The organism is Enterococcus sp. AZ141, from assembly GCF_051714385.1.
In the GTDB taxonomy this organism is placed as follows: Bacteria; Bacillota; Bacilli; order Lactobacillales; family Enterococcaceae; genus Enterococcus_D; species Enterococcus_D entomosocium.
Window position 1 is genome coordinate 638,431 of the sequence record NZ_JBIORT010000001.1, and the last position, 18,813, is coordinate 657,243.

General features: G+C 42.7%; 22 protein-coding genes. 4 read left to right on the forward strand and 18 right to left on the reverse strand.

All coding sequences use genetic code 11. The features are described 5' to 3' along the window. Positions 1-42: 42 nt before the first annotated feature. Both IGI89_RS02910 and IGI89_RS02915 read right to left on the reverse strand, forming a co-directional pair. Positions 43-2,115, reverse strand: coding sequence for a DNA topoisomerase III (locus tag IGI89_RS02910; protein WP_061053681.1), 2,073 nt, complete (start codon positions 2,113-2,115; stop codon positions 43-45). After that, positions 2,048-2,425, reverse strand: a complete 378-nt coding sequence (locus IGI89_RS02915; protein WP_005227251.1) for a DUF1033 family protein — start codon at positions 2,423-2,425, stop codon at positions 2,048-2,050. The genes IGI89_RS02910 and IGI89_RS02915 overlap by 68 nt, the downstream gene beginning before the upstream one ends. A gap of 312 nt (positions 2,426-2,737) precedes the next feature. Here IGI89_RS02915 and IGI89_RS02920 point away from each other — a divergent pair, with 312 nt between their 5' ends. Further along, complete coding sequence (locus IGI89_RS02920) at positions 2,738-3,598, forward strand: AAA family ATPase (protein WP_430607806.1); 861 nt, start codon at positions 2,738-2,740, stop codon at positions 3,596-3,598. A 121-nt stretch (positions 3,599-3,719) separates the two neighbouring features. On the opposite strand, the gene IGI89_RS02925 is transcribed toward IGI89_RS02920, so the two are convergent. The 6 genes from IGI89_RS02925 to IGI89_RS02950 form a co-directional block, all read right to left on the reverse strand. Beyond that, a complete protein-coding gene (locus IGI89_RS02925) occupies positions 3,720-3,881 on the reverse strand; it encodes a hypothetical protein (protein ID WP_008376152.1) in 162 nt (53 codons plus the stop codon). A 214-nt stretch (positions 3,882-4,095) separates the two neighbouring features. Continuing rightward, entirely contained in the window at positions 4,096-4,848 is a 753-nt protein-coding gene (locus tag IGI89_RS02930) for a class II aldolase/adducin family protein (protein ID WP_008376153.1), read from the reverse strand. Between the two features lie 17 nt (positions 4,849-4,865). Beyond that, positions 4,866-5,117: a hypothetical protein gene (locus tag IGI89_RS02935; RefSeq protein WP_008376154.1), complete on the reverse strand. Its 252-nt coding sequence runs from the start codon at positions 5,115-5,117 to the stop codon at positions 4,866-4,868. Between the two features lie 28 nt (positions 5,118-5,145). After that, on the reverse strand, positions 5,146-6,537 hold the full coding sequence (locus tag IGI89_RS02940) for a PTS galactitol transporter subunit IIC (RefSeq protein WP_008376155.1): 1,392 nt from the start codon (positions 6,535-6,537) through the stop codon (positions 5,146-5,148). Positions 6,538-6,573: 36 nt separating this feature from the next. After that, positions 6,574-6,873 carry a PTS sugar transporter subunit IIB gene (locus IGI89_RS02945; protein ID WP_005227245.1) on the reverse strand — a complete coding sequence of 100 codons (300 nt, stop codon included), beginning with the start codon at positions 6,871-6,873 and terminating at the stop codon, positions 6,574-6,576. A 20-nt stretch (positions 6,874-6,893) separates the two neighbouring features. Beyond that, the gene (locus IGI89_RS02950) at positions 6,894-7,355 is read right to left on the reverse strand and encodes a PTS sugar transporter subunit IIA (protein ID WP_008376156.1); all 462 of its coding nucleotides are present in this window, start codon (positions 7,353-7,355) and stop codon (positions 6,894-6,896) included. 281 nt (positions 7,356-7,636) lie between these two features. Here IGI89_RS02950 and IGI89_RS02955 point away from each other — a divergent pair, with 281 nt between their 5' ends. Together IGI89_RS02955 and IGI89_RS02960 are read left to right on the forward strand one after the other, a co-directional pair. Continuing rightward, on the forward strand, positions 7,637-8,398 hold the full coding sequence (locus tag IGI89_RS02955) for a DeoR/GlpR family DNA-binding transcription regulator (RefSeq protein ID WP_008376158.1): 762 nt from the start codon (positions 7,637-7,639) through the stop codon (positions 8,396-8,398). Continuing rightward, positions 8,395-9,351, forward strand: a complete 957-nt coding sequence (locus IGI89_RS02960) for a 1-phosphofructokinase family hexose kinase (RefSeq protein ID WP_087664820.1) — start codon at positions 8,395-8,397, stop codon at positions 9,349-9,351. Before IGI89_RS02955 ends, IGI89_RS02960 begins: the two co-directional genes overlap by 4 nt. 124 nt (positions 9,352-9,475) lie before the next feature. Here the strand turns inward: IGI89_RS02960 and mnmA are convergent, their stop codons facing one another. Beyond that, positions 9,476-10,594: a tRNA 2-thiouridine(34) synthase MnmA gene (mnmA, locus tag IGI89_RS02965; RefSeq protein ID WP_026008140.1), complete on the reverse strand. Its 1,119-nt coding sequence runs from the start codon at positions 10,592-10,594 to the stop codon at positions 9,476-9,478. Between the two features lie 368 nt (positions 10,595-10,962). On the opposite strand from mnmA, the gene IGI89_RS02970 reads away from it, so the two are divergent. Beyond that, complete coding sequence (locus tag IGI89_RS02970; protein WP_086372569.1) at positions 10,963-11,676, forward strand: C39 family peptidase; 714 nt, start codon at positions 10,963-10,965, stop codon at positions 11,674-11,676. A gap of 86 nt (positions 11,677-11,762) precedes the next feature. Here the strand turns inward: IGI89_RS02970 and IGI89_RS02975 are convergent, their stop codons facing one another. The 9 genes from IGI89_RS02975 to IGI89_RS03015 form a co-directional block, all read right to left on the reverse strand. Next, complete coding sequence (locus tag IGI89_RS02975) at positions 11,763-12,281, reverse strand: Asp23/Gls24 family envelope stress response protein (RefSeq protein ID WP_005232258.1); 519 nt, start codon at positions 12,279-12,281, stop codon at positions 11,763-11,765. Positions 12,282-12,337: 56 nt separating this feature from the next. Beyond that, the gene (locus IGI89_RS02980) at positions 12,338-12,532 is read right to left on the reverse strand and encodes a DUF2273 domain-containing protein (RefSeq protein WP_005232259.1); all 195 of its coding nucleotides are present in this window, start codon (positions 12,530-12,532) and stop codon (positions 12,338-12,340) included. Between the two features lie 11 nt (positions 12,533-12,543). Then, positions 12,544-13,107 carry an alkaline shock response membrane anchor protein AmaP gene (gene amaP / locus IGI89_RS02985; protein ID WP_430619287.1) on the reverse strand — a complete coding sequence of 188 codons (564 nt, stop codon included), beginning with the start codon at positions 13,105-13,107 and terminating at the stop codon, positions 12,544-12,546. 205 nt (positions 13,108-13,312) lie between these two features. Continuing rightward, positions 13,313-13,918, reverse strand: coding sequence for a metallophosphoesterase (locus IGI89_RS02990; RefSeq protein ID WP_005232261.1), 606 nt, complete (start codon positions 13,916-13,918; stop codon positions 13,313-13,315). A 42-nt stretch (positions 13,919-13,960) separates the two neighbouring features. After that, complete coding sequence (locus IGI89_RS02995; protein ID WP_008376169.1) at positions 13,961-14,806, reverse strand: aldo/keto reductase; 846 nt, start codon at positions 14,804-14,806, stop codon at positions 13,961-13,963. 177 nt (positions 14,807-14,983) lie between these two features. Continuing rightward, entirely contained in the window at positions 14,984-15,325 is a 342-nt protein-coding gene (locus tag IGI89_RS03000; protein ID WP_005232263.1) for a DUF1831 domain-containing protein, read from the reverse strand. A gap of 68 nt (positions 15,326-15,393) precedes the next feature. Beyond that, positions 15,394-16,533, reverse strand: coding sequence for a cysteine desulfurase family protein (locus tag IGI89_RS03005; RefSeq protein WP_139959831.1), 1,140 nt, complete (start codon positions 16,531-16,533; stop codon positions 15,394-15,396). 199 nt (positions 16,534-16,732) lie between these two features. Beyond that, on the reverse strand, positions 16,733-17,686 hold the full coding sequence (gene manA, locus IGI89_RS03010; RefSeq protein ID WP_176257035.1) for a mannose-6-phosphate isomerase, class I: 954 nt from the start codon (positions 17,684-17,686) through the stop codon (positions 16,733-16,735). A gap of 45 nt (positions 17,687-17,731) precedes the next feature. After that, positions 17,732-18,748 carry a serine hydrolase domain-containing protein gene (locus IGI89_RS03015; RefSeq protein WP_082741607.1) on the reverse strand — a complete coding sequence of 339 codons (1,017 nt, stop codon included), beginning with the start codon at positions 18,746-18,748 and terminating at the stop codon, positions 17,732-17,734. Between the last annotated feature and the right edge of the window lie 65 nt (positions 18,749-18,813).

Consider the following 18,813-nt stretch of genomic DNA (forward strand, 5'->3'; position numbering starts at 1 on the left):
GCAAAATCGTCCTCACTCTTTTTTATTTTCTACCTCATTCAGTTATTTCTTCTCCATAGCAGCTTTTAAAGCAGCTGCTAATGGGCTTTCTTGCGGTTCTTCTTGATTGATTTTATTCATCAAGCGGCGTTCTTCGTGTTTCGACAGCTTTTTGCTGCGCTCTTTTTTATCCGCCATTTTTTCGGTGGTCCCATCGAATTTACAGCGGAAATAGGCGCCATTTTTGCCCTCAATGATCTCCATCTTTCGGTGACATTGCGGGCAACGTCGGTTTGAAACTTTCGGGTCTTTCCGACGACGGTACTTGCAGGTGCCACTGGAACAAACATAGATCTTGCCATCACGGGTATTTTTCTCCCGCAATGGTTCGCCGCATTCTGGACACCGTTTTTGGGTCAATGAGAAATCTTGGTACTTGCTCTCACTTTGCTTGATTTCTTTAACCAATTGTTTAGTGTCTGCTTCGATTTGCGCGAGGAAGGTTTGGGCAGAGTAGGTGCCTTTCGCGATGGCTTCCAGTTCCTTCTCCCATTTTTCCGTCAACTCTGGTGTCACCAAGGAAGGATTGACTAAGACTAACAACTGCTTGCCTTTTGGCGATACTTGCAAGCCGCTTGGGGTCCGCTCCATCAGCTCAGATTTGATCAGCTTTTCAATGATCTCCGCACGGGTTGCCGGCGTACCAAGACTGTGTTTTTCCATTTTGCCTAAAAGAGTTCCTTCATTCAACGGTTTCGGTGGTGTGGTCAACTCTTTCTGGATGGTAAAATCAGGCTTGACGATACTGCCTTTTTGCCAAGCCACATCACTGGTTTCCTCTTCGGAAGTCGTTTTCCATCCCGCTTCTAACACGGTATTGCGGTTGAACACAAAGGTCTCAGAACCAAAGGTCACTGTCACTTTCTGTTGCTGTTTTTTATGAGGTTTCGCAAAGAGCATTAAGAAACGACTAACGATCATTTGATAGATTCGTTGTTCATCGGTAGTTAATTTTTCATAACGTGCCCGCTGTTCCGTTGGCAGTAGGGCATGGTGATCCGTGACTTTTTTATCGTTGAAGACAGCTTGCTGCACCACTTGTCCACCATTCTTCAAGTATCCTTTGACTTCTGGGGCAAAATCCGCAACTGCCTGCAGGCGTTCCTTCATGGTTGCCTTCATATCATTGGTCAAATACTTGGAATCCGTCCTTGGGTAAGTGACGATTTTGTGGGTTTCATACAAGCTTTGAACAAGCGACAAGGTCTTCTTGGCTGAAAACCCATAACGCTGATTGGCTTCTCGTTGGATCTCGGTCAAATCGTAGGGCAGTGGTGCACTTTCTGTTTTGACCTTTTCTTCGATCGCTGTCACGCGACCATTCTGTTGACTCACTTGTTTGACCAATGCTTCGGCGTCACTGCGTTCTTTTAGTTGATAAGGATTTTTTTGTTGCAGGCGGGCCTTGGCATCGCCTACGTTTAGGGTAATCACATGATAGGTTTGCGGACGGAAACTCTCGATCTGCATTTCCTGACTGCGCACCAAAGCTAAGGTAGGGGTTTGGACCCGACCCGCACTAAGATTGTCTTGATATTTGACCGTCAATGCCCGCGTGACATTCAATCCTACCAGCCAGTCGGCTTTTGCCCGCGCAAGGGCGGAGTAGTAAAGATTGTCGTAGTGCTTGGCTGACTGCAATTTTGCAAAGCCTTCTTTGATGGCTTTAGGGGTTTGCGAAGAAATCCACAAACGTTTGACTGGTTTGTCAAAACGAACCCACTCCAAAATCCAGCGAGCGACTAGCTCCCCTTCTCTTCCCGCATCGGTGGCAATCACGACTTCCCCGACATCTTTTCTTTGAGCCAATTGTTTGATGGCTTTTAGTTGATGACCGGTTTTTGGCAACGGCTTGATCCCGATGGACTTAGGGATCATCGGTAATGTTTCCATCTGCCATGATGCCCACTCTTTGTTTAAATCTTCAGGCATTTTCAAGCCCAATAAATGACCAAGGGCCCAAGTAACAATCGCCTTGGGTCCTTCGTAATAATTTTTATGTTTTTGCTCACAGCCCAAAACTTTGCTGAGGTCTTTGGCAACGCTTGGCTTTTCCGCTAGAATTAGTTGTTTCATAAAAATCTTTCCTGCTTTCATCGACGACTTGCTGATATTCTTTAAGCAATGCCAGTCCAATATATTGTTGGAGGTAATCGTCGCATTCTTCGCACCAGCGTTCGTCTTCTTCATTCCAAAAAGCCGTCATAAAGTTTGATTTTGCATTTATGTACGAATACTCTTCTCTGATTTCTTGCCATTTTTGTTCATAAAATGACTGCGCCTCGCTGAAAGTTGCAAATGTGAACGCCTCTTGAATATCTGACTGCCATCCCTCAAAAAACCACCACGGTTCATTGTCCCCATACATGACTACTACTTGATACATTCCATTGCTCCTTTCACGATTCCTTCCCCATATTAGTCACTTTTACTTAAACTTGCAAGGAATAAGTTTCAGCATTTAATCATCGCTTAAAGAATTCATTAAACCTTCGTTTTTTTGTACGTTTTATCGGTTGCTTAAGATTACATCATTTCTATGCCCTTATAGTCTAGCACAGAAGTTTCCTGTTGTGAATATAACAGGAAAAGATTAAAAAAATATCAAACAAGATTTATTTTAACCTCGCAAAAAAAATTTTATCTGTGATGGATATGCTACAATAATGGCAACCACGAAACTGCTAGGAGGTGCCCCATGTATCTCGAACAAATCACTTTTCCCGATCAAGAAACCGAGTTTGATTTTTTCCTTTCTATCCAACGGACTGTCTATGATTCTTACTACCCTTTTCAGATTCTCAGTGCCCGCCGTTTTCAGCAGATCGATTTTGAACCAATCACGATTTTATATGGCGGTAATGGTTCTGGCAAAACCACTGCATTGAACGTGATTGCAGAAAAGATCCACGCTCAGCGCTTTGCTGCGTATAATCGGTCGAATTTTTTCGAGGACTATCTATCCTACTGTTCTGCTCGTAGCAACGACGAACCGCAAGAAAAAGTGCTATTGACCAGCGATGACGTCTTTGACTTCATGCTGGATATTCGAAACTTAAACCAAGGGATCGATCATCGCCGAGAAGAAGTGTTTCAAGAATACTACCAAGCAAAGTATGCGGACTTTCGTTTCACTGGTTTTGACGATTACCATGAATTGAAGAAAATCAATCTCGCACGATCCAACACACAGTCCAAATTCACCCGCAAGCACTTGATCGACAACGTCCGAGAATATTCCAATGGTGAAAGTGCCTTTCGCTTCTTTCAAGAAAAAATTCGTCCCAACAGCCTTTACTTATTAGATGAACCAGAAAATTCCCTTTCTGCTGATCGTCAGCTGGAACTAGTGCAGTTACTGGAAGATTTTGTCCGCTATGAACAGTGCCAATTCATTATTGCTACTCATAGTCCTTTCGTTTTATCTTTAAAGGAAGCCAAAATCTATGATTTGGATCAAACACCTGTCGATGTTCGGAAGTGGACGCAGTTAGCTAATGTCCAGCAGTATTACCGCTTTTTTCAAGCACATCAAGCCGAATTTGATGATCGATCATGACCAAAGCAAACCATTTTCCGTCAAAGATTTCTTTTGGCATTTTTTTCCGCTACACTCACACAAAGACCAAAATCAAATTGATCAGAGCAATATAGAAGGCGACAACTCCCGCAATTTTGCCTCACTTGACTTCTGCTTGGTTATACTGATCGGAATGCTCCGCAATCTGAGCGGACAAAAAGTAGAACTTTTTAAAAACAAGCAAATACCCGGCTAAACCAAATAGTACGGCTAAGGCAAGTTGGTTGATTTGGCTTGAAATGACCTGATTCTGATGAAGCATTACCAACCCTACGGCACTAACCTCCCCTCATTTCATGAGGTTGGCTCTTGTACGATTCATGCACCTCCCCCTTTCTTTTAAAAATGCCAATGCATCAAAAACATTCATTTTCTGACTAAATTATAGCATAATTTGACTAAAAAAATAAAATCCAAGAACTCGTAAACGAATGTTCTTGGATTTTTATCAATCGAAAAAGATGATTACTTGCTGGCTAATCACCACCAGCAAAAATTTCTTCTTTATTATAAATCGGTGCATGTTTTTTCAAGTCTTCAAGTGTTCCTACTTGTCTCCCTTTGGAGTAAAAACCATCTAACAAGCCTAAAGATTGAAAAATCGTTTGCTTATAGGCAATTTCCGCATTCCATTCCGTGGTATCTAGTATTTGCAAAGCTTTATGGATTGCTTCGATGCCAGATGCTCCTGGCGCACTGATCAGTACCCCATGACTGTTGAGGAGCAACATATTCGGTAAGGCGAGTTGTTCTTTTTTCATGTAATCAGAAACTAATTCTGCTAATTCTGGTGAGCAATTAGGTTCAAAGTCTAGTACAGGAATATAGCCAATTTTTTGGGTCGCTTCTGTTAAGTTAGGCATATCCAATCCGGCGGTTGCCCAAAACATCGAGTGAGGAGAATGGGCATGTAAGACTGCTTTTATCGCTGGATTCGTATCATAAACCGCTTCGTGTAAGTTGATTTCTCGTGTCAGCTGACCAACCCCATCAATCACTGTTCTCGTATGAGGCTCAACGACTAAAATCTGGGCTGGTGAGACCTCTCCTAAATAGGCTTCTGACATCATAGTTGGTGTCATAATAATGTATTCTTTTCCAGTTTCATCGGTTGTTTTAAAAGAAAAATTACCGCCTGCAACATTTGTATTCTTCCGGGTAAAAATCAATTTTACGATTCGTGCTAAATCTTCCCGTTCTCTTTCAAAAATCATCCGTCCATCTGACATATTCAAGACCACCTTTTTTATTTTTCAAACGTTTTGTTGCGTAAGATTGTTTGTACAGCTTCCCTTACTTTAGCTGCTTCTTCCTCTTTTTTCTTTTTTCGTTCATCGTATTCTTTAAAAAGTACTGGACTGCCATATTTGTATACACAGACTGCTAGACCAATCGCTACGACATTAAATAGGTACTGTTGTGTCACCAAAGCTAAGAGATAGCAGCCAATTGCTAGAAAAAGAAGCAATTGCCATTTTATTTTTTCGCTCTTTCCCATTCCTGTCGTCCTTTCCTTTTTGAAAATATTAGCCATTCGTCGCACGTACTTGCGTCGATGGGGTCCCTTGTTCTTCATATCTTTGACTTGGTACCTTTACCTTATTCATATATTTATACAACCAGACAAACATTGCGATAAACACAACGGAACCGACGATACCCAAGATATTTCCTTTAAACGCTTCTGCAAATAAAATTCGAAATTCCGGTCCTTCGATCGAAGACCAAGTGATTTGCTGCCCTTTTTGTATTCCTTCTACTGCGCCGGTTCGATCTGCTAAGCCCGTTAGGATCGGCGTCAAATACGTAGCTGCATATAGATAGATTGGCATCGAAATAACCCCCATGATCAGCATACGAACCAAGTTTCCGCCGGTGAGCAATAATCCACCTACTGCGATCGAATAGTTAATGATTCCTGCTAAAGGCAACACAGCATTTCCCGGCAAGATGATAGCATAGCCAATAAAGACAGGTACCAACAAGATAGCAGTGACCCAAATCTCAGAGCGACCAGCTAATACGGGCCAATCTAACCCAATATAAACTTCCCGATCTTTAAAGCGTTTTTTCATCATTTCCGACATTGCATCAGCCAGTGGTGAAAGAGACTGCATAAACATTTTTGAGATCATTGGGAACAAAGCCATTGCAGTCGCGATTTGAATAGCTAAGTTCAATGAGCCTGACACGCCATAAGCTGCAGCTAATCCCAAGCCCAAACCAATGAGAAAGCCCATCACCGAATTTTCAGAGAAGATACCGATTTTCTTTTTTAAGGCTTTGGTATCGGCCCGTCGATTAAAGAAAGGAATTTTATCCATAATCACATTGATCGGTAATAAAAGCACTGCTGAAATATTCATCAAGTGGGTCACTGTTACTAAAGGAATACCAGTCAAATCCTCAATGTGGCGTTGGAACATATCCCCCATTTTAAGTTCCAAGATAACCTGTACGATGGCGGTGATAAACCCAGCAAGTAAACTTCCACTGATAAAGTAGACCAGATAGGCAGTCAGCGCTTTGCCCCATACATTCCACATATCGACATTCAACGTCTTGGTCCAGTTCAAAATCAACATGACAAAATTCACGCCAAGAACGACGGCAAAGAAAACAAATGCATAGGACCATGACCAGGTGATACTTGCCGCTCCTGTCCACCCTAAATCTAGCGCAGGCAAGTTCAAGCCAGTATTTTTTGCCAATGCTTCGGAAGCTGGACTAACTGCATTTGACATAAAGCCAATGACCATAGACATCCCAGTAAAAGCAATACCTAACGTGATTGCAGACATAAAGGCTTTTTTGAATTTCATCCCTGCAACCAAGCCTAGGATTAAAATGATTAGCGGCACAAAAATAGCGGAACCTAAACCTAAGATATAATTGATAATGTCTTGAAATACTTGCATTTTTTTCACTTCTTTCTTTTGATAGGATGTTTTGTACTAGCCAATCAATTCTTTGATTTCTTCATAAATCGTATCCATACCCATACCGGTAAGAAACGGAATCCCAGCAAAAACGTGTACACCTAGCTCAGCGGCTTTTTCCAATACTTCATCATCTGGCTGAGCAACATACACATAAATTCCTGTCGACGGCAATTCATTTTGGATCGACTTGTAATCAACTGCTTCAACGGGGAAATCGATTCCGTCATCTTCAAGCATTCCAGCAATTTTACTTGCGATCGTTTGACTTGTTGCAACCCCACTTCCACATGCTACGATCAATCTTCTTTTCATCTTAAATTCCTCCAAAAATTTTATTTTGTATACTGTGTAACTAGCTGATAAATTGCCTGCACTTCTTGTGTTTCAATGAATGCCTTTACAAATCCTTCATCCATAAATAATGCCATTAACGATTGCAGTAAGCCGACTTGCTCTTTTGGTTCTTTGATTCCTAGAAAAAAGAGATCCTTGACCTGCATTTCTTGACTGTCGCCCATTTGCTTCATCTTCACCTCGTTTTTCAGACGCACGATCGCAATAAAAGGCTTTTCGACATACGCTGGTTCTGAATGAGGCAAGCCAATATTCAAATACTGTGTAATCAGTCCAGTTGGAAAAGCTTGTTCTCTTGCTAGTAATCCTTCTACATACTGTTCATTCACAAAACCTTGTTGCTGTAATCGTTTGGCTATTTCTTCAAATAGTTCTTTCAACTCCTCTCCTTCCACATCGAGAAAAATTAGCCTTTCATCAAACATGCTCGTATAGCCCACCTATTCTTCCTCCTTGTTCAACTCAAATGATAAATATTGTTAAAGTTTGTTACAATATGTTTTACAATGTAAATATACAATAGTTAATTTTTCTTGTCAACGCTTTCTTTTGGTATTTTTTTCAAACTGATTCCTTTCACCAATACACGAAACTATCAAACTTTAACAAAGATGAACATTTTCCCTTGCTTTTTCCAAAAGTAAATGCTATTAATTAATGTATAAAGAACATCGATAAAAAAGAAACTTAAAAAAATCGTTAATCAACCAGAGGTGAAACTATGTTAAAGAAAGAACGGCAAGAAAAAATTCTAGCGCTAGTGAATCAGCACGATTACTTATCCATTGCAGAAATAGCCAAAACATTAGACGTTTCCGATATGACCATTCGTAGAGATATTACAGAGTTAGCGAATCAATCTTTATTGGTAAAAATCTATGGTGGCGCCCAAAAACTCGAAAAAATCGAACACGAGCTTTCTACTCAAGAAAAAATCGATACGAACGTTGCCGAAAAGAAATTCATCGGAAAAGTAATGAACAGTATCATATCAGACAACGATACTATCTATATCGGTGCGGGAACTACGATGCTCCACGCTTTACCTGAACTAAAAAAAGCAAACTTATTCGTGATCACAAATAGTTTACTTGCTTTTAATTATTTGATTTACAACACAGACTATCGTGTCTTATTGACCGGTGGAGAATTTTCCCGCACGACAGAAGAATTTTATGGAGAAACAGCAGAGAAGAGTTTTGAAAATTTAAATATCGATATCGCTTTTGCTGCTACAAATGGGATTTTTGAAAATAATATTACCACTGCAAATCTTGTTGAAGGTTCGATTCAACGAGTCGCATTCAAACATTCCCGCAAAAAATGCATCGTTGCAGATAGTTCCAAGTTTAATCGCTCTGACGTTTATACCTTCTACTCGCTTTCAGATATCGACTATTTGATCACTGATGATAAACTTTCTGAGACTACTTTTGACTATTATCGTTCCTTTACAGAGATCCTCAAGGAGGAACAAAAATGATTTTAACCATCACAATGAACCCTTCCATGGACTACAACTATCTTGTTCCTTCGCTAAAATTGGATCAAGTAAATCGGGTAGATAACCCACATACATCAATTGGAGGAAAAGGCATCAATGCTGGCAGAGTCATCGCACAATCTGGGGAAGCCGTTTTATTGACAGGTATTTTAGGTGGACCTGTAGGCAAAACGATCCTTGATTCTTTACTAGCTGAAGAACGTTATGTATTGGATTTCCTCACCATCGACGGCAATTCTCGCAATGCGATCACGATCATGCATGACGGTAACACCCATACTGAGCTAGTAGAAAAAGGACTTTATCTGTCGGAGGAAAACGAACAACTTTTTTACCAACACCTTGCAGCAATAATTAAACAACACCCCATCACGGTCGTCTGTATTTCTGGATCAGTAAATTCTGATAATGGGCATTTTCACGATCAATTGCTTCAATTCATCCGTCAATCATTAGGTGAACAAGTCCCGATCCTCATGGATATAGCTGGGGAACAACTAAAAAATTGTTTGACTCAAACGAATGCTCGTCCGAATTTTATTAAACCAAATCAACAGGAATTAGAAGAACTAATGGGTCAAAAATTGCATTCATCGCAAGACATTTTCTCTGTCTTAGAGAGCTCTCTCTTCGAAGGGATCGACACCGTCATGGTTTCTCAAGGCGACGATGGGGCAATCGTTAAACATCAGTCGACTTTTTTTAAGATCGAGATCCCTAAAATCGCCATCGTTAATACGACTGGTTGTGGTGATTCAACCGTTGGTGGTATGGCTGTTGCATTGAATAAACAGTTTCCAATGGAACAAGCATTGATCTATTCGATGGCTTGCGGTATGTCTAATGCGCTCTCGAAAACAAACGGTACGATCGATCCTGCACAAGTCGCTGCATTTAGCGAAAAGATCCACCTTTTCAAGATCAAAGAATAAACGGCTACCTATTTTTTTGGTTCTCTTGATTACGCAAAACATTCGTTGGTACAAATAAAGAAAGCCCTAGCTAAGTGCAACTGATTGGTTCAGTGTTCTTAGCTAGGGCTGATTTTGTTAGGTGTTAAACATATTGTAATTCTTTGGCTTCTTTGTAGGCTGCATCGATCAAACCGCCGCCCAAGCATTCCATGCCGTCATAAAAAACGACTGCTTGTCCCGGAGTGATGGCGCGTACTGGTTCGTCAAAAATCACTTCTGCTCGATCTCCATCTAATAGACGCACGGTTACCGGTACATCTTGTTGACGGTAGCGGAATTTTGCTGTGCATGAAAATTCCGTGCCGCGGTCTTGTTCTGTAGTAAAGTGGATTTGGCTTGCTTCCAAGCGATCTGCATACAAAGCGGGGTGATGGAATCCTTGTCCCACATACAAAGTGTTGGTCGCTAAGTCTTTTCCTACGACAAACCATGGTTCTTGAGTGGCACCGCCGCCGCCAATGCCTAAGCCTTGACGTTGTCCGATGGTGTAGTACATCAAGCCATCGTGTTGTCCTTTGACTTCGCCATCTAATGTAACCATATTGCCTTTTTTCGCTGGCAAGTAATTACTCAAAAATTGTTTGAAATTCTTTTCTCCGATAAAGCAGACACCCGTGGAATCTTTTTTCTTGGCTGTTGCTAGACCTGCCCGTTCAGCGATCGCTCGTACTTCTGATTTTTCCATGCCGCCTAGTGGGAACATGGTTTTGCTCAATTGTTCTTGTGACAATTGGCTTAAGAAATACGTTTGATCTTTGTTGTTATCCACGCCTCGCAACATATGAGTTACGCCGTTTTCATCAACGGTCACTTGCGCATAATGGCCAGTTGCTACATAGTCGGCACCAAGATCCATCGCATAATCCAAAAAGGCTTTGAACTTGATTTCCTTGTTACACATGACATCTGGATTTGGCGTCCGTCCGGCACGGTATTCTGCAAGAAAATATTCAAATACACGGTCCCAATATTCTTTTTCGAAATTCACTGAATAATAAGGAATCCCGATTTGCGCAGCCACTTTGGCTACGTCTTTGTAGTCTTCTGTTGCGGTACAAACACCGTTTTCATCGGTATCATCCCAATTTTTCATAAAGATCCCGACAACATCATACCCTTGTTCTTTCAGCAAAAGTGCTGTTACTGACGAGTCTACCCCGCCACTCATTCCAACCACCACACGGGTGTTTTCGTTAGACATGATCGTTTCACCATCATTTCAATTATAGATTCTGAAATCATCTACGATTTGAAGGTCGCAACTTTTCAGTAATTTGCATTATACAACAAAACACAAAAAACTTCACTGTTTGCTGTCTTTTCTTAAAAATTCCTTTTTTAGAAAAGACATCTGGAGAGAAGTTGCTGTTCGTTATTCCACCCACTCAGCCAAATAGAGGAAGCGCTGCTTTTGTGTCTGTCATCGACAGCTGTCCAAACAGTAACAACTTACTTTTCAAATGGTGGTTGTCATAAAATCGTATGAAATTCTTCAGGAAATGCAGAAATGCTCTTATTAGAAAAAGACTATACTTCTCTTAGATATTACTTTACGAGGAGGGGCATTTCATGCGATTGCACACAAGGATATCGAAAACGAGGAGAAACGATGGGAAGAAAGAAAAGAGCCTTGCACTGCTGCTTTTTCTCATCGGTGGTGTTTTTGTCATTCATTACGTGATTGATCAGGTCAGGGATGCTGCGTTTGATCAGACAGCGCTTGTCTCAAAACAGTTCACTCGCCAAGCCAATCAAGCTCTTCAACAAGCGATGGCAGATACGCAGCAACTGCCGTTGATTGTACAAACCGATCAACGCTGGGGCAATAACACGTATGGATATGGAGAAGAGCAAAATACGTTTGCGGCAAACGGGTGCGCTATTGCTTCTTTAGCCATGATCGATTCTTTTTGGACGGATCGTCCGCCGAATCCTGACAAACTATTGGAGTGGGCTGGCGATCAATTTTATCTTCCCAAACAAGGAACGAGTTGGCAAATCTTTCCTCAGTTTGCCGAAGCTTTTGGTTACCAATTTGCCGATTTAGGGGACTCATTTGAGGCTGCCTATGAGAAAATGACACAAGGCATCCCCGTTGTGGTCTCGGTTCAAGCAGGAACCTTTACGACATCCGGACATATTATGGTATTGGCTTTGAACAAAGAAGGAACGATTCAAGTATTCGATCCTAATGATTCCCCCGAAAAAGCCCATTATGAGAAAAGCTATCCTAACGATGTCTTTCAAGCAGAAGGAATCCATTATTGGAGCTTTTGGCTTTGATGTTCTGATCGGCTGAAGCTGCAAAAATACGCCTTTTGTGGGACAAAAAAAGACTAGCCGAAGCTAGTCTTTTGCTTATCTTGTTATTATTGAACGCGTGGTTCGTTGTTTTCTTGAATACGCGTCGTTGTCCGGTTGAAGGCACCTTTGGCTTTACGTGTTTGTTTTGACGCAAAGTCGCCAGTTGTTTCTGCCGCACTGCTTACTTTGTCTTGAACTGTTTCAGAGTCTTTTTCGAATTGTTCACGTGTTTTGACATCTGCTACATTCACGTTTACTTCGATGACTTCTAAATTCGTCATTTTGTTGACTTGTGTTGAAACAACCTCTTTGATTTGGTCGTAGATCGTGGTCATGTCGCTGCCATATTCTGCAACGATATCAAGATCGACTGCCACTTGTTTTTTCCCAACTTCAACATTGATCCCTGAAGTCACATCATCGGTGTTGACTAATTTACCTGCAATATTTGAGAAGAAACCGCCATCGACTGTTAAGAGTCCGTCTACAGATTCTAATGCAATGCCTACGATTTTTTGAATCACTTTATCTTCGTAAGTTAATTCTCCTTTAACACCTGTTGTTGGTTTTGTTTGGTTTTCCATCGTACATTCCTCCTACTATAATCTTGATATAAATTAAACTAATAATGTTACCAAAGTTAACGGCGCGGTCTTTGAAATTGTTCAAAGAATCCGACTTCTTTGAGATAAAATCCCAGATACGTACCTAGTGCCGTAAATAGCACCAGCAGTATGGTTTTCAAAAAGCCGATCGTTAGAAACAGGATCGCTAGGATCAAACCGAAACCTGCAAAGATAAGCGGGATCTTATAGTGGTAGAACCATTCACTCATACCTGTTCCTCCTAAACTACACGCGGTTGGTCATGGGCTGCTGGCGTTTCTTGCGTATCTTTTAAAACAACTTCCGTTTGGATATTGCTTTCGATACCGAAAAGCTGCTGCAGACTGCTGCTGATCTCACCAACCAAAGCTTCTTGTTTTTGCGGGATGGCTGCTGTTTGTTTCATTTCTCCATCGATTTTTACCGCTACTTTATTCTTGACGATTTTGATTCTTACCGATGGCTGATGGATGAAATCTGCTTGTTTCACCCGCTCGAGCACAAAATGCTCTAACGCCTTCTTCTGAATCACTAAATCGCCTGTCTTATGGGGAATGATCAAGCGGTCTGAGCGTTTTGGATAAAACAAAACGACAAAGAGTGCGATCACTGTAAAAATAGCAAAGCCAACAGATAACCAAAAGAGCAGCATACTCATGGAAGATCCGACCCAAGGATATTCATCCAAAGGAATCAAGTAAACAGGCAATGAAGCCGCTTGCTGATTGGCGATGATCCCAAAATAAAAGACAAGTAAGAGTAAAAGCAATCCGATGATAAAAATCACTTTAGAAATCTTACGCATTGGCAACCTCCTTTACTGCTTTCTACTTAAAGCATACACATTTCTTAAATATCCATCAAATAATAACTCTTGGAATCGATTATTTTTTACATATAAAGTTTATTTTTATCAAAAAAATTTCCTTAATCAAAGCTTGCTGTCAAAGTCATCACAAAAAAAGCAAGCCACCCGAATCTGTTTGGATGCTTGCTTTTCTTGTTATCTGTTAACGAGCTAGCTTGGCAAGTTCTTGTTGCTTTGCATGATGTAGCACCGCCAGTTCATTTTCGGAAACTGGTCGACCGAAGGGACGCGGCTGCGGCAGAAACGCCAATTCCGGTGCATCGACTCCTACGTTGAGATTCTCAGCGATTGGTACACTATGATGATGGATATGCCCATGCAGATTGCGGCTGTTTTTGGTGATCCCCAGCAGCATAGGATAATGGGTTAGTAAAAATTGCTGATGAGCAAACTTCAGCAAAACACCAACATCTTCAAACGCATACTTTTGGGCTCCCAAACAACCAGGATCATGCTTGCGCAAGTACGCAAAGAAAGCCCGGGTATCATGATTGCCTTTGATAAAAACGATTTTGCCCTGCAGCTGTGCTAACAGCGCCGCAATTTCTGGAAAACCTGCTTCATAAGCAGGGTGCATCGCGACATCCCCTAAATGATAAACGACATCTTTATCCGCAACGACCTCATTCCAGCTAGCGATCATCGTTTCATGCATTTGCGTCACTGTCTCAAAGGGGCGTGGGGCAAAGTCATTGTCCCCGAGCAAGGCTGCATGAAAATAATGGGTATCAGACGTAAAAAATTTCATAGTCGCTCCTTACTTTACTGCTTTTTTCTGTGATTAGGGTCTTCAAATCATCGCTAGCGGCTGCTTTTTCGTTGGCTCCGGAAAGCGTGCATCGATTGTCGCCAATTCGCTTTTGGAAAAAACGATTTTGGTAGCTTCAATGTTCTGCAGCATATGCAGCGAGTCACTGGTTTGGGGGATCGCTAAGACGTGGGGTTGTCGAAGGGTCCATGCCAAAAGCAGCTGAAAAATCGTGCAGCCTTTGGCTTCTGCCAGCTCTTTCACCACTTCATCATTTTTGAAGTGGTGCCCTAGCCGATCGCCTTGAGCAATGGGTGAGTAGGCAATCACCGGAATCTCAGCCTCTGCCTGCCAAGGCAAAAGATCGTATTCGATCCCCCGGGCACCTAAATTATAGAGTACTTGGTTGGCGGCACATTGATCGCCGTTTTCTAACCGCAACAGCTCCTCCATATCTGCCACGTCAAAATTAGAGACGCCCCATGCACGAATCTTTCCAGAGGCTTTGGCAGCTTCTAGTGCGTCAACTGTTTCTGCTAACGGCACATCTCCTCGCCAGTGGAGCAGATACAGATCAAGATAGTCGGTGCCTAAACGCGCTAAGCTACGGTCTAAAGCTTTCGGCAATTCATCTGCGGAGGCATTCCAGGGATAAACTTTTGAAATCAAATAAAGATCCCCTCGTGTAAAGGGCTGGATCGCCTTGCCAACTAGCGTTTCTGCGTTTCCCTCGCCGTACATTTCTGCGGTATCGATGACAGCCGCTCCGGCTTTGATGCCCGCTTGCAGCGCATCGATCTCGGCTTTTTCCTTAGCAGGGTCATCCCCCATATGCCAAGTCCCCATTCCAACGGCTAACACGGATTGCTTGTTTAAGGTTCGTTTCATCTGGATTCCTTCTTTCTCGTCTCAACGTATCCACTTTCTGAGAACGGCTTAGGTTTGTTTACTTTAGTATAAAAAGAAACCGGCAAAGATACAAAAGAAGTGTATCAATCCCTTGCCTGTTTGGCGGAGTGACACACTTCTTGCCCTTTGAACGGTATAGCTGCTTTTGACAAAAGCTTACGCTTTGACAAACAACCCGCGGCTGATAAAACCATCCATTAAAAAGTAAAATTTTTCTTGCAGCATTTTGTGCTGTTCATCTTTGAAAATATTGACTGCTTTTAATCCATTGGCTGTCGTGATCGACATCTTGAAGGTTTGCAGATCTTTTGCAACAGTGATTTTTAATTTAAATCCTTCTTTGCTTTGGGGTGTTGCTTCAAGGCCACGAATCAATTGGAAGTTGCCGCCGTTCGTTTCTGTAAAGCCATTGTCCCGCAACGTATATTTTTTTGCTTCAGGAGCAATGCGGTATTGGGTTGCTGCGCCTAAAACGGTTGCTGTTGTTTCAAATGCCATGTTCTTCACCTCTTTAACATCATTTCTTTCATTATAAATAGTTTTCAGCGAGATTGCTAGCTGTTCTCCTACTTTTTCGTTGCTAAGACAGTTTCTGCTAATAGCTGAGCAAATGCTTCGATTTCCGCCAATGTGTTGCCATAGCCAAAGCTGACTCTGACCGATTCCCGGATAGCTGGATGCTCTTTGCCTACCATCGCTTCTAGCACATGGGAGGGTTCCACATTGCCCGCCGTACAAGCGCTGCCTGTCGAGATGGCGGCCCCTTTTAAGTCCAATTTCATCAGTAACAAGTCACTGCTGACACCTGGGAAACGCAGATTCAAAATATGCGGCAATTTGTGTGCTGGGTCACCATTCAACTGAACATCGATGCCTTGTGCTGCTAAGGTCTCCATCAGTACATCGGCAAACGTTTGATATTGTTCCGCCGCTGCTTGCTGCGCTTCGGGGGTATGCAAAGAAGCTGCTTTGGCCATTCCCATGATGGCTGCTAAGTTTTCCGTCCCTGCTCGCCGTTTTTCTTCTTGTTCGCCACCATGGAGTAGCGCAGGTAGCGACAAGCCATCTCGTTTATACAAAAAGCCGATCCCTTTTGGTCCGTTGATTTTGTGAGCGGAAATGCTTAAGAGATCAATACTGTTTTCATTGATTTCAAGCGGGATTTTGCCATAAGCTTGCACGGCATCGGTATGAAAAACGGCGGGATGCTCCCGTAAAAGGGCGCCAATTTCTGCAATCGGCAACAAATTGCCCGTTTCATTGTTTGCCGTCATTATGGATACTAAAATCGTATCGGGACGTAAGGCAGCCTCAACTTCACTGACGGCCAATTGCCCCTTTTTATCTACGGGCAAATAGGTCACCTCAAAGCCTAAGCCTTCTAAATAGCGCATACTCTCAATGACCGCCGGATGTTCGATCTGGGTCGTAATGATATGTTTGCCTTGTGCTTGTTTGCTAAGGGCTGTACCGATGATCGCTGTATTATCGCTTTCGGTACCTCCACTGTTAAAAATGATCTCATGTTCCTTGACCCCTAGCTGCTGAGCGATCGCTTGACGAGCCAATTCTAATTGGGTGTGGGCGTCTCGACCATAATGATGAATGCTTGATGGATTGCCAAAAAATGTCTGCATCGTTTCACTCATCACTTTGATCACTTCTGGGTGCAGCGGTGTCGTTGCTGCATGATCTAAGTAAACCATTCTTTTCACCTATCCTTCATTACTGCCATTATAACAAATCTTCCTCAGACGTCTATCGTGAGTGTCCATACGAAAAAACCTGTCAGTCAAAAGCGGAAAAATCGCCAATGATGACAGGCAGCTGAACGCGTTCAGCCTTACGAAAAATCAGGAACGTGTGCTGTTTTGCTTGTGCGAATCACGTCACTTGCTGATCGTTTTATTTTTTTCCAGGTTCAGAGGCAATGACAGTCAATTCACCAACCAATTCCCATTTCTTGATCGGGTTTGGCAAAATGCAGCTCGTGCCCATTTTTAGTTCATAGGAATGACCGTCGATCATCAACTGCCCATACCCATCAATCACGGTCATCAAGGTATAATCGGCCTTTTGTGCCAAAGATAATTTCCCACGTACTTCCCATTCATACACATTGAAAAATGGCGTTTCAAGATAGGTAACGACTGCTGATTGTCCTTGTTTGACTTCACGGATCGATAATTCTGGCGTCCGTGCAGGAATCGTCGTCACATCGATTGATTGTTGGATATGCAGCTCCCGTGTTTGTCCTTGATCATCAGTACGATCATAGTCGTACACCCGATAAGTCGTATCCGAGCTTTGTTGGGTTTCTAAGATCATGATCCCTTTCCCAATGGCATGGATCGTTCCACTTGGCACGTAGAAGAAATCGCCTTTTTTCACAGGGACTTTTGTTAACAAATCATCCCAACGACCCGCTTCGATCATTTCCGCAAGTTCTTCTTTGGTTTGTGCGTGGTGGCCATAAATGATTTCCGCACCTGGTTCGGCATCAATAATGTACCAGCATTCCGTTTTCCCTAATTCCCCTTCATGGGCTAGCCCATACGTGTCATCAGGATGGACCTGAACGGATAGATCATCTTCCGCGTCTAGAATTTTAATTAATAATGGAAAGACTGGTTCGTCTGAATGTCCAAACAGTTCTTGATGGTCTTGCCAAAGATCCGCCAATGTTTTGCCTTTAAAAGGACCATTTTCAATGACGCTCACCCCATGAGGATGCGCACTGATCGCCCAATCTTCACCGATTTTGTCACTCGGTAAATCAAAACCAAAAACAGAATGCAGGCGACTGCCGCCCCAAATTTTTTCTTGAAAAACAGGTTTCATAAACAATGGTTCCATAATTGTTCCCCTCTCTAGTTGTTCGTGCATATTATAGCATGAATCCGCTTATTCGGCAGATTCTTTTAAGTAACATTGCAGGATTTCGTCACGATGACCCAAGTAGCTTTCTCGATGATCCACTGGATGGACCCGATTCGATAAGAAAATAAACGCTTTTTGGTTAGGGATATCTACTGCGAGAAACGTGCCTGTATAGCCTGTATGAAATAATTGGTATGGTGCACCCAATAAGTCCCAGCCATAGGTGCGGGGCTTTGTGCTTTCAGGCGTCTGCCTCTGAGCCAGCGCCTGCATCACTTTTTCTGAGAAAAACGGCGCACCTTGCTGCTGACCATTTGCCAATAACAGTTGAACGAACAGCGTCAAATCATCCACGGTAGAAAACAACCCGGCGTTGCCGGCATGGTTTCCCAGCACTCGTGCTTTTGGGTCATGGGTGATTCCTCTAAGGATACTGCCGTCTGGCTGCTGCTGGGTAGGCACGATCAATGGCAGCTGTGAAGGAGGAAAAGGCGGAAAGCCGCTGTTCTTCATGCCTAAAGGCGTCAAGACTTCTTCTTGAAAAATCTCGGTCACTGGTTTTTGATACAGCTCCTCCAATAAAAAGCCCAGCAAAATCGTCCCAGTATCCGTATAGCTGACCGTTTGACCGATCGTATCACTGCTTTCAAGCTGCAAATACGCCTTGCGCAAGGCAGCAGCATCCAACTGGTCTCGATGAGGAATCCACGTGTTGATGGCTGCCGTATGCGTCAGCAAGTGCTTGATCGTTACCCGATCGTCTTTAAACGCTGGCAACCAACGAGTAAGCGGCGCCTCCATCTCGATTTTTCCTTGATCCCACAATTTTAACAGAACACTCGTTGTACAAACGACTTTCGTCAATGAGGCTAAATCAAACAAATGATCTTTCGTCATAGGTTCGGTTTTCGGAAGAAGCGCTGCCTGTCCGAATACCTGGGTCTCTTGGGTTTCACCAGCGATAAAACGCAGCACCGCTCCTGGGAAAACGGTCGGCATTTTTTCTTGAATGAGCTGTACTGTTTCTGGGTACATTGTCATCATTCCCTACTCGCTCCTTTCAGGCTTGTCTTGCTTCTAACTTTAGCACTTTTTAGCAGCAAACA

What these genes read in the sequence shown, in the direction of transcription:
- IGI89_RS02970 (WP_086372569.1), top strand. Translation starts at nt 10,963, where the DNA reads ATGCGATTGCACACAAGGATATCGAAAACGAGGAGAAACGATGGGAAG.
- IGI89_RS02935 (WP_008376154.1), bottom strand. Translation starts at nt 5,117, where the DNA reads ATGGGAAAGAGCGAAAAAATAAAATGGCAATTGCTTCTTTTTCTAGCA.
- IGI89_RS02980 (WP_005232259.1), bottom strand. Translation starts at nt 12,532, where the DNA reads ATGAGTGAATGGTTCTACCACTATAAGATCCCGCTTATCTTTGCAGGT.
- IGI89_RS02940 (WP_008376155.1), bottom strand. Translation starts at nt 6,537, where the DNA reads ATGCAAGTATTTCAAGACATTATCAATTATATCTTAGGTTTAGGTTCC.
- IGI89_RS02915 (WP_005227251.1), bottom strand. Translation starts at nt 2,425, where the DNA reads ATGTATCAAGTAGTAGTCATGTATGGGGACAATGAACCGTGGTGGTTT.
- IGI89_RS02920 (WP_430607806.1), top strand. Translation starts at nt 2,738, where the DNA reads ATGTATCTCGAACAAATCACTTTTCCCGATCAAGAAACCGAGTTTGAT.
- IGI89_RS02960 (WP_087664820.1), top strand. Translation starts at nt 8,395, where the DNA reads ATGATTTTAACCATCACAATGAACCCTTCCATGGACTACAACTATCTT.
- IGI89_RS03015 (WP_082741607.1), bottom strand. Translation starts at nt 18,748, where the DNA reads ATGACAATGTACCCAGAAACAGTACAGCTCATTCAAGAAAAAATGCCG.
- IGI89_RS02945 (WP_005227245.1), bottom strand. Translation starts at nt 6,873, where the DNA reads ATGAAAAGAAGATTGATCGTAGCATGTGGAAGTGGGGTTGCAACAAGT.
- IGI89_RS02990 (WP_005232261.1), bottom strand. Translation starts at nt 13,918, where the DNA reads ATGAAATTTTTTACGTCTGATACCCATTATTTTCATGCAGCCTTGCTC.
- IGI89_RS02910 (WP_061053681.1), bottom strand. Translation starts at nt 2,115, where the DNA reads ATGAAACAACTAATTCTAGCGGAAAAGCCAAGCGTTGCCAAAGACCTC.
- IGI89_RS02955 (WP_008376158.1), top strand. Translation starts at nt 7,637, where the DNA reads ATGTTAAAGAAAGAACGGCAAGAAAAAATTCTAGCGCTAGTGAATCAG.
- amaP (WP_430619287.1), bottom strand. Translation starts at nt 13,107, where the DNA reads ATGCGTAAGATTTCTAAAGTGATTTTTATCATCGGATTGCTTTTACTC.
- IGI89_RS03005 (WP_139959831.1), bottom strand. Translation starts at nt 16,533, where the DNA reads ATGGTTTACTTAGATCATGCAGCAACGACACCGCTGCACCCAGAAGTG.
- IGI89_RS02975 (WP_005232258.1), bottom strand. Translation starts at nt 12,281, where the DNA reads ATGGAAAACCAAACAAAACCAACAACAGGTGTTAAAGGAGAATTAACT.
- IGI89_RS02995 (WP_008376169.1), bottom strand. Translation starts at nt 14,806, where the DNA reads ATGAAACGAACCTTAAACAAGCAATCCGTGTTAGCCGTTGGAATGGGG.
- IGI89_RS02925 (WP_008376152.1), bottom strand. Translation starts at nt 3,881, where the DNA reads ATGCTTCATCAGAATCAGGTCATTTCAAGCCAAATCAACCAACTTGCC.
- IGI89_RS03000 (WP_005232263.1), bottom strand. Translation starts at nt 15,325, where the DNA reads ATGGCATTTGAAACAACAGCAACCGTTTTAGGCGCAGCAACCCAATAC.
- IGI89_RS02930 (WP_008376153.1), bottom strand. Translation starts at nt 4,848, where the DNA reads ATGTCAGATGGACGGATGATTTTTGAAAGAGAACGGGAAGATTTAGCA.
- mnmA (WP_026008140.1), bottom strand. Translation starts at nt 10,594, where the DNA reads ATGTCTAACGAAAACACCCGTGTGGTGGTTGGAATGAGTGGCGGGGTA.